Origin of the sequence: Streptomyces sp. A0592 (genome assembly GCF_004795115.1) — a bacterium.
GTDB lineage: Bacteria > Actinomycetota > Actinomycetes > Streptomycetales > Streptomycetaceae > Streptomyces > Streptomyces erythrochromogenes.
Window position 1 is genome coordinate 189,851 of the sequence record NZ_SSBM01000013.1, and the last position, 12,411, is coordinate 202,261.

Annotated in this window: 13 protein-coding genes and 5 tRNA genes; 9 read left to right on the forward strand and 9 right to left on the reverse strand. The window is 73.8% G+C overall.

The annotated features are described in order from the left end of the window. Nucleotides 1-94: 94 nt before the first annotated feature. Nucleotides 95-715, forward strand: a complete 621-nt coding sequence (locus E6U81_RS20760) for a CGNR zinc finger domain-containing protein (protein WP_136231597.1) — start codon at nt 95-97, stop codon at nt 713-715. Here E6U81_RS20760 and E6U81_RS20765 read toward each other — a convergent pair. Continuing rightward, on the reverse strand, nt 656-829 hold the full coding sequence (locus tag E6U81_RS20765) for a hypothetical protein (protein ID WP_173675212.1): 174 nt from the start codon (nt 827-829) through the stop codon (nt 656-658). The genes E6U81_RS20760 and E6U81_RS20765 overlap by 60 nt on opposite strands. A gap of 289 nt (nt 830-1,118) precedes the next feature. Between E6U81_RS20765 and E6U81_RS39940 the strand changes: the two genes are divergently transcribed. Continuing rightward, a complete protein-coding gene (locus E6U81_RS39940) occupies nt 1,119-1,262 on the forward strand; it encodes a hypothetical protein (RefSeq protein WP_168714689.1) in 144 nt (47 codons plus the stop codon). A gap of 28 nt (nt 1,263-1,290) precedes the next feature. Here E6U81_RS39940 and E6U81_RS20770 read toward each other — a convergent pair whose 3' ends face one another. Beyond that, a complete protein-coding gene (locus tag E6U81_RS20770) occupies nt 1,291-1,734 on the reverse strand; it encodes a hypothetical protein (RefSeq protein WP_136231598.1) in 444 nt (147 codons plus the stop codon). A gap of 158 nt (nt 1,735-1,892) precedes the next feature. Here E6U81_RS20770 and E6U81_RS20775 point away from each other — a divergent pair, with 158 nt between their 5' ends. Then, the gene (locus tag E6U81_RS20775) at nt 1,893-2,387 is read left to right on the forward strand and encodes a DsbA family protein (protein WP_136231599.1); all 495 of its coding nucleotides are present in this window, start codon (nt 1,893-1,895) and stop codon (nt 2,385-2,387) included. Between the two features lie 4 nt (nt 2,388-2,391). Here the strand turns inward: E6U81_RS20775 and E6U81_RS20780 are convergent, their stop codons facing one another. From E6U81_RS20780 to E6U81_RS20790, 3 genes are read right to left on the reverse strand one after another with little or no spacing between them, the layout of a single operon-like run. Next, a complete protein-coding gene (locus tag E6U81_RS20780; RefSeq protein WP_136231600.1) occupies nt 2,392-3,234 on the reverse strand; it encodes a GNAT family N-acetyltransferase in 843 nt (280 codons plus the stop codon). 43 nt (nt 3,235-3,277) lie between these two features. After that, complete coding sequence (locus E6U81_RS20785; protein WP_136231601.1) at nt 3,278-4,099, reverse strand: aminotransferase class IV; 822 nt, start codon at nt 4,097-4,099, stop codon at nt 3,278-3,280. Next, nucleotides 4,096-5,178: a chorismate-binding protein gene (locus E6U81_RS20790; RefSeq protein ID WP_168714690.1), complete on the reverse strand. Its 1,083-nt coding sequence runs from the start codon at nt 5,176-5,178 to the stop codon at nt 4,096-4,098. The genes E6U81_RS20785 and E6U81_RS20790 overlap by 4 nt, the downstream gene beginning before the upstream one ends. A 180-nt stretch (nt 5,179-5,358) precedes the next feature. Here E6U81_RS20790 and E6U81_RS20795 point away from each other — a divergent pair. From E6U81_RS20795 to E6U81_RS20815, 5 genes are all read left to right on the forward strand, one after another. After that, a tRNA-Gly gene (locus tag E6U81_RS20795) sits at nt 5,359-5,431 on the forward strand. Nucleotides 5,432-5,470: 39 nt separating this feature from the next. Then, a tRNA-Cys gene (locus E6U81_RS20800) sits at nt 5,471-5,544 on the forward strand. Between the two features lies 1 nt (nt 5,545). Beyond that, nucleotides 5,546-5,617, forward strand: a tRNA-Val gene (locus E6U81_RS20805). A gap of 19 nt (nt 5,618-5,636) precedes the next feature. Then, nucleotides 5,637-5,708, forward strand: a tRNA-Val gene (locus E6U81_RS20810). 40 nt (nt 5,709-5,748) lie between these two features. After that, nucleotides 5,749-5,823 (forward strand) — tRNA-Val (locus tag E6U81_RS20815). 203 nt (nt 5,824-6,026) lie between these two features. On the opposite strand, the gene E6U81_RS20820 is transcribed toward E6U81_RS20815, so the two are convergent. Then, the gene (locus tag E6U81_RS20820; RefSeq protein WP_030830068.1) at nt 6,027-6,212 is read right to left on the reverse strand and encodes a hypothetical protein; all 186 of its coding nucleotides are present in this window, start codon (nt 6,210-6,212) and stop codon (nt 6,027-6,029) included. A gap of 551 nt (nt 6,213-6,763) precedes the next feature. Between E6U81_RS20820 and E6U81_RS20825 the strand changes: the two genes are divergently transcribed. Next, nucleotides 6,764-7,957: a serine/threonine-protein kinase gene (locus E6U81_RS20825; RefSeq protein WP_136231602.1), complete on the forward strand. Its 1,194-nt coding sequence runs from the start codon at nt 6,764-6,766 to the stop codon at nt 7,955-7,957. Between the two features lie 6 nt (nt 7,958-7,963). On the opposite strand, the gene E6U81_RS20830 is transcribed toward E6U81_RS20825, so the two are convergent. The 3 genes from E6U81_RS20830 to cobT form a co-directional block, all read right to left on the reverse strand. Then, nucleotides 7,964-8,776, reverse strand: coding sequence for an RNA methyltransferase (locus E6U81_RS20830; protein WP_136231603.1), 813 nt, complete (start codon nt 8,774-8,776; stop codon nt 7,964-7,966). A gap of 42 nt (nt 8,777-8,818) precedes the next feature. Further along, nucleotides 8,819-10,054, reverse strand: coding sequence for a uroporphyrinogen-III C-methyltransferase (gene cobA, locus E6U81_RS20835; RefSeq protein ID WP_136231604.1), 1,236 nt, complete (start codon nt 10,052-10,054; stop codon nt 8,819-8,821). A gap of 443 nt (nt 10,055-10,497) precedes the next feature. Further along, a partial coding sequence (cobT, locus tag E6U81_RS20840; protein ID WP_136231605.1) for a nicotinate-nucleotide--dimethylbenzimidazole phosphoribosyltransferase occupies nt 10,498-12,411 on the reverse strand: 1,914 nt, incomplete at its 5' end.

The following is a 12,411-nucleotide window of genomic DNA, read 5'->3' on the forward strand; positions in this document are numbered from 1 at the left end:
AGGACGGCGCCTGTGTGCTGCGCGGGGACCGGCTATTGTCGGGCGGCATCGGCGGCACGCCCGTCGCCGCAGGCCCGGCCCCCAGGGAGACACCGTGCAGATCCCACACGACACCCGTCGCGCGCTCGACGTCGTCGTCGCGCTGGTGAACACCGCGGCCGAACCCGACCAGCCCGACGGTCTCTCGGACATCGGCGCGCTGCGCGGCTTCGTCCAGGAGTACTCGATCAGCGACGTCGGCGAGCTCGGCGCCCGTGATCTGGCCGGCGTCCGGACCGTGCGCTCGAAGTTCGCCCAGGTCTTCGCGGCGCCGAGCGCGCGCGCCGCGTCCGTGCTGATCAACGAACTCGTGGCGACCGCGGGCACCACCCCGCAGCTGACCGACCACGACGGCTACGACTGGCACGTGCACTACTTCGCGCCGGGCGCGTCGGTGGGCGATCACCTGGCGGCCGACGGCGGCATGGCACTGGCCTTCATCGTGGTCTCCGGCGAGGAGGAACGGCTGCGCCGCTGCGAGGCCCCCGACTGCCGGCGCGCCTTCGTGGACCTCTCGCGCAACCGCTCCCGGCGCTACTGCGACAGCCGGACCTGCGGGAACCGGCTGCACGTGGCGGCGTACCGGGCCCGCCGCAAGGAAGCCGACGCGGGTCCGTCAGAGCAGGAAGAGATCGTGCACGGCGGCGAGCAGCAGCAGGATCCCGATCACCGCTAGGAAGATCATCAGCGGCGGCTGGGAGAGCGCGAACAGGCAGCCCCGCGGCTCGTCGGCGACGGGGTCGGGTACCGGGACGGGCACCGCGGGGTCACTCTGCGATGTCTCGAACATGTCGCGCCGATGATGGCGCAGCGGGCCGCCGCGCACCTCTCAACACGCCAACACTCGCGCGGCAGTTCGCTCGATCTTGTGGACGTACCGCGATCCGCCTCCCCCACCCCGCCCACCGTGCTTCCGGCCCGCTGCCTGCTTCGCGCGCTCCTGGCGTGCGCCCTGGCGGCGGCCCAAGGGCTCGGACACTGTCGTCCGGGGGCACGCGTTCGGGGCACGGGAGACCGCGCCGGAGCCGAGACCGGCCTCCTCCATCCGGTGTCGCTCATCCCGACGAAAGGGAGGACCTGTGGGATATCAGGTCAAGTGCGGGTCGACGAAGACCAAGACCGGCAAACCGTGCAGGAATCCCGCGATGATCGGCTACCCCCGCTGTCAGCAGCACCGGGGCGAGTGGAACCGCCCGCAGCGGAAGCAGACCAAGAAGCGCTGAGGCCCTGCGGGCCCGGTCCGGGGTGTCGTCAGATGCCGTGCTTCTTGAGGATGGCCTCGATGTCGGAGAAGTCGTCCGCTGGGGCGGCGGGCGGCTGGTCGCGGCGGGTGGTGGGGGCGGCGGCGCCCAGGGAGGGCTTGGAGGCGGCCGGGGCCACGGCCTCCGGGGAGGCGCCCCCCTTAGCCTTCTTCCTCGCGGGCCGGCCGGAGCCGCCCAGGCTGCGCCGCTCGACGGCGCGGGTGGTGAAGAGGATCAGCCAGGCCAGCCCCAGCAGCCCGAAGCCGATCCAGACGGTCGGGTTGAAGACGATGCCGGTCAGCCACTCCACGACACCCGTCAGCACGAGGCCGACCGGCACCAGCGAGTACGCGGTGATCCGCGCGGCGGCCAGGAACCGCCTGCGGTAGGCGGTCACCACGGCGATGCCCAGGCCCGCCGCGGACACCGCGGAGCAAATGGTCTCGGCAAGCATGCGGTCCTCCGGACTCTTCGAGGGCGGGGCGGTCTGTCCCCGTCCGTCCATCGTGCACCGCCCGCAGCCGCAGGGGCCAGGCACGGGGCATCCCCCGTGCGGATCTCCGGGAGATATCGGGGTCGGATCTCCTCCCCAGGTCCTGGGAGACTGTCCGCATGACCGATTCCGTGATCCTCGACGTCTGGTGCGAACTGCAGTGCCCGGACTGCCACCGCGCCCTGGACGACGTCCGCGCCCTGCGGGCCCGCTACGGCGACCGGCTGGACATCCGGCTGCGCCACTTCCCGCTGGAGAAGCACAAGCACGCGTTCGCCGCCGCGCAGGCGGCCGAGGAGGCCGCCGAGCAGGGCCGTGGCTGGCCCTACGCCGAGGCCCTGCTGGCCCGCACCGCGGAGCTGTCCGAGCGGGGCGAGCCGGTGCTGCTGGACGTGGCCCGCGACCTCGGCCTCGACGTCGAGGAGTTCGACACCGCCCTGATCGACGGCCGGCACATCCTGATCGTCGACGCCGACCAGGCCGAGGGCAAGGCGATCGGCGTGACCGGCACCCCGACCTACGTGATCGACGGCGAGCGCCTCGACGGCGGCAAGAGCCAGGAGGGCCTGCGCGCCCGCATCGAGGAGATCGTCGACCGCCTCCTCGCCGCCTGACCCCCTAGATCAGCACCTTGGAGGCGTTCACCGCGAGGTCCCGGTACCCGAGCGACTCGTAGAGCCGCCGGGCCGGGGTGTTGCCCTCGACCACGTGCAGGCCCAGCCGGCTCCCTCCGGCGGCCAGGACGGTCCGTTCGGCGAGGAGCATGAGGGTCCGCCCGTGGCCCTGCCCGCGGTGCTCGGGCTCGACCTTGACGTCGTACACGTACGGGACGGCGCCGAGGCCCGGCAGTTCGCACTCCCCGATCCACACGGTGCCCAGCGTCTCCCCCGCCGGGTTCTCCAGCAGGAGGAAGTCCGTCCCGGGGGTGTCCGGGCCGTCGGGCAGCATCCTGGCGTGCTCGGCGCGGGAGGCGGCCACGCCCTGCTCCTCGGTCATGCCCGGGGCGACGAGCCGGCTGCCGTACTCCACGATGCCCGGCTCCAGCCAGGCGTCGAACTCGGCCCGGGTCATCGGCCGGCCGACGCTGCCCGCCGGGAGGTCCGGCGGCGGCTCCGGCAGGTCCTTGACCATGACCCGGCCGGTCTCCCGGTAGCCGAGGGCCGCCGCCATCCGCAGCGCCGGCCCGGCGTCGGCGGGCACCGACACCGCGACCCCGGTGCAGCGCCAGGAGCGCAGCACCTCCTCGGCGGCGAGCGCGGCGACCGTGCCGCGTCCGCGCCGGCGGTCGCCCTCGTCGATCCACAGCCCCCGGATCACGCCGATGCCGGGCTGCACGGCGGACCGGGTGGCCAGTTCGAGCGTGCCGACCCGGCGGCTGTTGACCCGGACCTCGTAGGCCCGCCGTCGGGTGCCGTCACTGTTTCGCTGAAGCGGCTGCGCGGGCCGCAGGGTGGTGGTCATCACTTCGAGTTCTACCTGCCCCGCGGCTCCGCGTCACCGGTGTTCACGGATCGAGGTCAGCGCCGGCCTTCACCTGGAAGATCCGCATGACCTCGGCGGTGACCCGTCCGGGCCCGGTCCCCAGCTCCCGTCCGTCGAGGCGGACGACCGCCTGTGCGTCGCGCAGCGAGGAGGTCACGAAGACCTCCTCGGCCTGTTCCAGCACCTCGAAGGGCAGGTCGGTCTCCTTGGCGCCGGCCCACTCGACGACGAGGGCCCGGGTGATCCCGGCGAGGCAGCCCGATTCCAGGGGCGGGGTGTGCAGCTCCCCGTCGAGCACGACGAACACGTTGGAGCCGGTGCCCTCGCAGAGCCGGCCCACGGTGTTGGCCAGGAGCGCCTCGGAGGCGCCCGCCCGGTGCGCGGCGGCGAGGGCGACCACGTTCTCCGCGTACGAGGTGGTCTTCAGGCCGGCCACGGCGGAGCGCTCGTTGCGGACCCAGGGCACCGTGACGACGGCGGTGGTGTCCGGCCGGCGGGGGGACGCGGCGACGGCGGCGATCAGGGTGGGCGCCGCGTCGCCCCGGTCGGAGCCGAGCGGGGCGACGCCGCCGGTGTAGGTGACGCGCAGCCGCCCGTGCTCGACGGGTTCGGCCTCCAGGACGGCGGCGCAGGCGCGGCGCACCTCGTCGAGGTCGGGGTCGGGGAGGCCGAGGCCCCGGGCCGAGCGGGTCAGCCGCTCCAGGTGGCGGGTGAGCGCGAAGGCCCGGCCGTGCTCGGTCTTGAGCGTCTCGAACACGCCGTCGCCCACGGTGAGCCCGTGGTCGAGGACGGACACGGTCGCGCCGTCGACGTCCCTCAGGGCTCCGTCGAGCCAGATCCTCATGGTGCTGTCCTTCCCGTGGTGCCGTTCGCCCTCTGGGGGCCGCTGGTCTCCCGGCCGGCAGCGACCCGCAGCAGGCGGGCCGCCTTGAGCTCGGTCTCCGCCCACTCGCGGTCGGGGTCGGAACCCCAGGTGATGCCGGCCCCGGTGCCGAAGAGCAGGCGGGGGGCGCCGGGTGCCTCCCGGTCGATCCAGAAGGTACGGATGCCGACGGCGAGCTCGCCGGTGCCGCGGTCCGCGTCGACCCAGCCGATGCCCCCGCAGTAGGGGCCGCGCGGGGCGGTCTCCAGGGCCTCGATGATCCGCAGGGCGGAGGACTTGGGCGCGCCCGTGACGGATCCGGGCGGGAAGGTCGCGGCGAGCAGCTCCGGCCAGCCGGCCCCGTCGGCCAGTTCGCCGCTGACGGTGGAGACGAGGTGCACGAGGCCGGGATGCTCCTCGACGGCGCACAGTTCGGGGACGGACACGGAGCCCGTGGCGCAGACCCGGCCGAGGTCGTTGCGTACGAGGTCCACGATCATCACGTTCTCGGCGTGGTCCTTGGGAAGGAGGTCGTCGGCGGTGCGGCCGGTGCCCTTGATGGGTCCGGACTCGACGCGGCGGCCGTCGCGGCGCAGGAACAGCTCGGGCGAGGCGGTGGCGATCTCCACGCCGTGCGCCGCGAGACGAATCGTTCCTGCGAAGGGAGCGGGGTTGCCGCGCGCGAGGAGTGCGGTGAGGGCGTCGACGTCGGCGCGGTCCGGGTGCGGCAGCGGCGCGGACATCACCCGGCAGAGGTTGGCCTGGTAGACCTCGCCGGCCGCGATGTGCTCGCGGATGCGGCGTACTCCGGCGACGTACGCGGCCCGGTCGAGGGAGGAGCTCCACTGATCGGCGTCGGGACCGGTCCAGGCACCGGGCACGGGCGCGGGAACGGGGTCGGGCCGGACGTCGCCGAAACGCGCGCAGACGAGGCGCCCTTCGAAGTCGGCGGCCACCGCCCAGAAGCCGGTGGAGTCGAGGGCGGCGGGATCACTGGTGACATCCCGCAGGTCTGTCGCGAGGAGGCCGCCGAAGCGGGCCAAGGGGGGCAGGTCGTGCACGGCTGCGAGTCTATGACCGGTGACGCGAGGGCGCCGGTGCGGTGACGGCCGGGTGACCTGTGGTGATCGAGCGGCAGCACGCTGCGGAAACGCGTTTTTGAGCTGGCCCGGGAATCCGCTAGAGTTCAACACGTCGCCAGGGAGCGAAGGGGGAAAACCCCGGAGCGAACACGGTGACCTGCGGACGTAGCTCAGTTGGTAGAGCACCACCTTGCCAAGGTGGATGTCGCGAGTTCGAGTCTCGTCGTCCGCTCGAAGTGGGGGATCTTCCCGAGAACCCCTGCAGCTCCATGGTGGAGTGGCCGAGAGGCGAGGCAACGGCCTGCAAAGCCGTCTACACGGGTTCAAATCCCGTCTCCACCTCCAAGGACGATTAGCTCAGCGGGAGAGCGCTTCCCTGACACGGAAGAGGTCACTGGTTCAATCCCAGTATCGTCCACTGATCCGCAAGGATCCCCGCGCGATTAGCTCAGCGGGAGAGCGCTTCCCTGACACGGAAGAGGTCACTGGTTCAATCCCAGTATCGCGCACGCAGTACACGCACCATCTGCGGTTTCGCACCGCGGTCCCGCGCGATTAGCTCAGCGGGAGAGCGCTTCCCTGACACGGAAGAGGTCACTGGTTCAATCCCAGTATCGCGCACCACCGGAAAGCCCCGGCCGTCTCCACGGCCGGGGCTTTCGCGTTCCTCCACACGGGTGCAGGGACGTCAAAAAGGGTGCTGCCCGTACGACTCCCCAGCCGTACGGGCAGCACCCTTCACCTGCCGTCCGTCGCGCCCCCGTCCCCACGGGGTACGACAGGCCGATGTCCCGGCCCGGGCCGCTCTCCCGGGCCCGGAGCGCCGCTCAGCGCCCCGGCATCATGCCCACGGACGACGCCTGTGCCGCCAGCTGATCGAACCCTCCGAAGAGGAAGAGCAGCAGGGCGGCCAGGGGGAGCACCATGGCCGCGGCCACCAGTGGGTGGCGGGTGCCGGACTCATGGCTGTTGAACGCGAATGCCTTGCGTCCCTGCCGTGCGATGTCCGCCATGGTCCTCTCCCTGTCGTCTGGCAGCGGCGGGCTCTTGACCTCGGGGGACGAGTGCATCACCCGCCGCTTGACTTCAACACTAGGCGGGCGGACGGCCGCAGGCCTCATGCCCTCGTACCCATTGCCGGGCCTCCAGGAGGATGAGGGCGGCCCCGCCGTGTACTCCCCTGGGTGGAGACCGTCCCCCTCGCGTCGGGGTCATCCCGGAGGGGATGACCGGAGGGTAGTGACTTCCCTCACTTCCGTCACTCCCCGTTCATGCGTGTCCGCCGATCGGGCCTCGACAAGATCGACTCCGGTTGCGGCGGCGCCGGTGCGCGCTCCGGCCCACTCCGACCTGCACCGGAGCACCAATCCCCTTGCCCGAAGGGCTGTTTGGGCCTGCGGCCGCCCTCCTCCGGGCCGGCGGGCGGGATCCCTGAGGCTCTCTCAAGTGTGCTGTGCCGCACTGACAATCGAATCCCCCGACGAGGGCGCGGCCTCTGAGCACGCATGCCGGATGGTCCGTAAGCTGTGGCAGGTCAACAGGACGACCGGTCAGCGGGGTGGACATGGCGATGATGCGGCTCCGGCGCGAGGACCCGCGTGTCGTCGGCTCGTTCAGACTGCACCGGCGGCTCGGAGCCGGCGGCATGGGCGTGGTCTACCTGGGCTCGGACCGGCGCGGGCAGCGCGTCGCGCTCAAGGTCATCCGGCCGGACCTGGCCGAGGACCAGGAGTTCCGCTCGCGGTTCGCCCGCGAGGTGTCCGCGGCCCGGCGGATCCGGGGCGGGTGCACGGCGCGCCTGGTCGCCGCCGACCTGGAGGCCGAGCGGCCGTGGTTCGCCACCCAGTACGTGCCCGGGCCCTCGCTGCACGACAAGGTGGCCGAGGAGGGCCCCCTGACGGCCGCGCAGATCGCCGCCGTCGGCGCCGCGCTCTCCGAGGGGCTGGTCGCCGTGCACGAGGCGGGAGTCGTCCACCGGGACCTCAAGCCCTCGAACATCCTGCTGTCCCCCAAGGGCCCCCGGATCATCGACTTCGGGATCGCCTGGGCCACCGGCGCGAGCACCCTCACCCATGTGGGTACGGCCGTCGGCTCCCCCGGCTTCCTCGCGCCCGAGCAGGTGCGCGGCGCCGCCGTCACCCCGGCCACGGACGTCTTCGCGCTCGGCGCCACCCTCGCCTACGCGGCCACCGCCGACTCGCCCTTCGGGCACGGCAGTTCCGAGGTCATGCTGTACCGCGTGGTGCACGAGGAGCCGCACCTGCAGGGCGTCCCCGACGCGCTGGCGCCCCTCGTACGGGCCTGCCTGGCCAAGGACCCCGAGGAGCGGCCCAGCACGCTCCAGCTGTCGATGCGGCTCAAGGAGATCGCGGCCCGCGAGGCGCAGGGGCTGTCGGACGGCCGCCCGCCGGCGCAGCGGGCACGCACGGAGCGGCCGACGGGACGGCTGCCCGAGGCCTCCCCGGACCACGCCGAGCAGCGCACGGAGCGCCGTACGGGCGGGGGTGCGCCCAGGGTGCAGGGCGGCCCGCCGGGCGGCCCGCACTCGCGGCCCTCCTCCTCGCGCAACCCGCGCGGTCCCGGCCCGTCCTCCCGGCCGACCGCGGGGCGCACGGGCGGCCGCCCGGCGCCCAGGACGACGGGTGCGGGGCGCCGCCCGTCGCGGCCGGACCCGAAGCTGATGCGCCAGCGCCTGATCGTGTTCATCGTGGTCACGCTGATCGTGGCGCTGGGCATCGCGGCCGCCCAGAAGCTGTAGCGCCCGCTAGGGGCGGCCCTGGGCCACGGCGTAGAAGGCGACCGCGGCGGCTGCGCCCACGTTCAGCGAGTCCACGCCGTGGGCCATGGGGATGCGCACCCACTCGTCGGCGGCGACCAGTGCCTGCGTGGACAGGCCGTCGCCCTCTGCGCCGAGCATCAGCGCGACCCGCTCCAGGGACTGCGGCGCCGCCACGTCGATCGGCGTCGCCTTCTCGTGCGGGGTCAGCGCGAGCAGCTTGAAGCCGGCCTCGCGCACCGAGTCCAGGCTCTTGGGCCAGGCCTCCAGACGGGCGTAGGGGACGAAGAACACCGCGCCCATGGAGACCTTCACCGAGCGCCGGTAGAGCGGGTCGGCGCAGTCGGGCGACAGCAGCACCGCGTCCATGCCGAGGGCCGCGGCGCTGCGGAAGATGGCCCCGATGTTGGTGTGGTCGTTGACCGCCTCCATGACGACCACGCGGCGGGTCGTGGCGAGGAGTTCCTCGGCCGTGGGCAGCGGCTTGCGCTGCATGGAGGCGAGGGCGCCGCGGTGCACGTGGTAGCCGGTGACGCGTTCGGCGAGGTCGGGGCTGACGGCGTAGACCGGTGCCGGGATCTCGTCGATGACGTCGCGCATGACGTCGACCCACTTGGCGGAGAGCAGCATCGAGCGCATCTCGTACCCGGCGTCCTTGGCCCGTCTGATGACCTTCTCGCCCTCGGCGATGAAGAGGCCTTCCGCGGGCTCTCGCCTGCGCCGGAGTTCGACGTCGGTCAGGCCCGTGTAGTCGCGCAGGCGGGGGTCGTCGGGGTCGGTGATGGTGATGAGATCAGCCACAGGGTGATACTGCCTTGTCCTGGGTGCGGTGCCAACGGCCTGTCAGGCGCTGGTGGTGGGAACGTCCGGGGTTCCGACGCGGACGACCTCGCCGACGACGATGACCGCGGGCGGACGGACCTCCTCGGCGCGGACCGTCTCGCCGACCGTGGCGAGGGTGGCGTCCACGCGGCGCTGGGTGGCGGTGGTGCCCTCCTGGACGACCGCGACCGGGGTGTCCGCGGAGCGGCCGTGCCGGACCAGCGCCTCGGCGATCAGGCCGATCTTGTCGACGCCCATGAGGATCACCAGGGTGCCGGTGAGCTTGGCGAGGGAGGCCCAGTCCACGAGGGAGCGCGGGTCGTCGGGGCCGACGTGGCCGCTGACCACGGTGAACTCGTGGGCGACCCCGCGGTGGGTGACCGGGATGCCGGCGGCGCCGGGGACCGAGATGGAGCTGGAGATACCGGGGACGACGGTGCAGGCGATGCCGGCCTCGGCGAGGGCCTGGAGCTCCTCCATGCCGCGGCCGAAGACGTAGGGGTCCCCGCCCTTGAGGCGGACCACGGCCTTGCCGGCCTTGGCGTGCTCGATCAGCGCGTTGTTGATGGCCTCCTGGGCCATGAACCGGCCGTACGGGATCTTCGCGGCGTCGATGACCTCGACGTGCGGGGGGAGCTCGTCGAGCAGGTCGCGGGGGCCCAGCCGGTCGGCGATGACCACGTCGGCCTCGGCGAGGAGCCGGCGGCCGCGCACGGTGATCAGGTCGGGGTCGCCGGGGCCGCCGCCGACGAGGGCGACGCCGGGCGTGGACCTGTGGCGGTGGCCGGGGGCGGCGAGGCTGCCGTCGCGCAGGCCCTCGACCACGGCGTCCCGGACGGCCGCGGAACGGCGCGGGTCGTTGCCCGTCAGCACGGCGACGGTGACGCCCTCGATGCGGCCGGTGGCCGGGGTCCACGCGGTGGCCGCGGAGGCGTCGTCGGCGCGGACGCACCAGACGCGCTCGCGCTCGGCCTCGGCGGAGGCCTGCTCGTTGACGTCGCGGTGCTGGGTGGCGATGAGGGCGTACCAGGCGCCGGCGAGGTCGCCGTCCTGGTAGCGGCGGCGCTCCCAGCGGATCTCGCCGGTCTCGGCCATGGCGTCCACGGAGGGGGTGGCGGAGGGCGAGACGAGCAGGACGTCGGCGCCGGCCGCGATGAGCGCGGGGAGGCGGCGCTGGGCGACCTGGCCACCGCCGATGACGACGACGCGGCGGCCGGCGAGGCGGAGTCCTACGGGGTAGGCGGGGGTGTCGGCCATGGCGGTGCGGCTCCTGATGCGGCGGTCGTTCTGTCTTGCCGCTGCGGCTCTGGAGCGGCGGGGGTACTGGCGGAGTACTGACGTGCGGGTTCTTGGTGCGGGTCCACCATACGGCGCGCGCCGTCCCACAGCGCGGACGGGGGCCCGCGGCTGCGCGGGCGGCTGCGCGGCCCGCTCCCCGGGGCTCCGCCCCGGACCCCGAAGCCTCGAACGCCCGCGGGGCCGGTCGTGTGCGGCGGGGCCGGCCACGGGCCTGGGCGGCTTCGCGGTGGGGCGGTGCCCCTCCGGGACGTCTCCTCGGCTCGCGAACCCCGGGCGGGACCGGCCCGCCGACCGGCGCCGGGTTCGCTCGGCCTGCGGGGGACGTCCCGGAGCGTCCCCGCCCCACACCGGACCGGCACGCGCCCCCACGGGGTGCACCGGCCGCGCCGGACCGGGGCGGGCTACTTCTCGGTGACGCCCGCCGAGTCGAAGGTGGCCACCTCGTGCATGGCGCGGGCCGCGCTCTGGACCAGCGGGAGGGCCAGCAGGGCGCCCGTGCCCTCGCCGAGGCGGAGGTCCAGGTCGACCAGGGGGCGCAGGCCCAGCTTGTTCAGGGCCGCCACGTGGCCCGGCTCGGCGCTGCGGTGGCCCGCGATGCAGGCCGACAGGGACTCGGGCGCGATGGCGCGGGCCACCAGGGCGGCGGCTCCGGCGCTGACGCCGTCCAGGATCACCGGCGTACGCAGGGAGGCGCCGCCGAGCAGGAGGCCGACGATGGCCGCGTGCTCCAGGCCGCCGATCGCCGCGAGAACGCCGATCGGGTCCGCCGGGTCCGGCTGGTGGAGTTCCAGGGCACGGCGGACAACCTCGACCTTGCGGGCGTGGGTCTCGTCGTTGATGCCCGTGCCGCGGCCGGTGACCTCGGACGGGTCGACGCCGGTGAAGACCGAGATGAGCGCCGCGGAGACCGTGGTGTTGGCGATGCCCATCTCGCCCGTGAGGAGCGCCTTGTTGCCGGCCGCGACCAGGTCGCGGGCCGTCTCGATGCCCACCTCGATGGCGGCGATCGCCTCCTCGCGGGTCATCGCAGGGCCGGTGGACAGGTCGGCCGTGCCGGGGCGGACCTTGCGGGGCAGCAGGCCGGGGGTGGCCGGGAGGTCGCCGGCGACGCCGACGTCGATCACGCAGACCTCGGCGCCCACCTGGTTGGCGAAGGCGTTGCAGACCGCACCGCCGCCCAGGAAGTTGGCGACCATCTGCGTGGTGACCTCCTGGGGCCACGGGGTGACGCCCTGGGCGTGCACGCCGTGGTCGCCCGCGAAGATCGCGACTGCGGCCGGCTCCGGGATCGGCGGCGGGCAGACCCGGGAGAGGCCCGCGAGCTGGGCGGAGATGATCTCCAGCATGCCCAGGGCGCCGGCGGGCTTGGTCATGCGCTTCTGGCGCTCCCAGGCCTCGCCGAGCGCCTTCGCGTCGAGCGGGCGGATGCTGGCGACCGTCTCGGAGAGGAGGTCGTGCGGCTCCTCGCCGGGCAGCGCGCGGCGGCCGTAGGTCTCCTCGTGGACCACCCAGGACAGCGGGCGGCGCTGGGACCAGCCGGCCTGGGCCAGCTCGGGCTCCTCCGGGAACTCGTCGACGTAGCCGACGCACAGGTACGCGACGACCTCCAGGTGCTCGGGCAGGCCGAGCTCGCGGACCATCTCGCGCTCGTCGAAGAAGCTCACCCAGCCGACGCCGAGGCCTTCGGCGCGCGCGGCGAGCCAGAGGTTCTCGACGGCGAGGGCCGAGGAGTACGGGGCCATCTGCGGCTGGGTGTGCCGGCCGAGGGTGTGGCGGCCGCCGCGGGTGGGGTCGGCGGTGACGACGATGTTCACCGGGGTGTCGAGGATGGCCTCGATCTTGAGTTCCTTGAACTGCTTCGCCCGGCCCTTGGGCAGCGACTTCGCGTAGGCCTCGCGCTGGCGCTGGGCGAGCTCGTGCATCGTCCGGCGGGTGTCGGCGGAGCGGATGACGACGAAGTCCCAGGGCTGGGAGTGGCCGACGCTGGGGGCGGTGTGGGCCGCCTCCAGGACGCGGAGCAGCACCTCGTGCGGGATCGGGTCGGTACGGAAGCCCTTGCGGATGTCACGGCGCTCGCGCATGACGCGCAGGACGGCCTCGCGCTCGGCGTCGTCGTAGCCGGGGGCCGGGTCGCCGGCGGGCTCGGCCGCGACGGGCGCCTCGGGCAGGGTCCCGGGCTCCGCCTCGGCGGCGACGGCCTCGACCGGCTCGGGCACGACGGCCTCGGCCTGCTCGGCGGGCTGCGCCGGGGCGGCGGGCTCCGCCGGGGCGGCCACGACGGGCTGCGGCTCGGCGGCCACCGGCTCGGCCGGGAC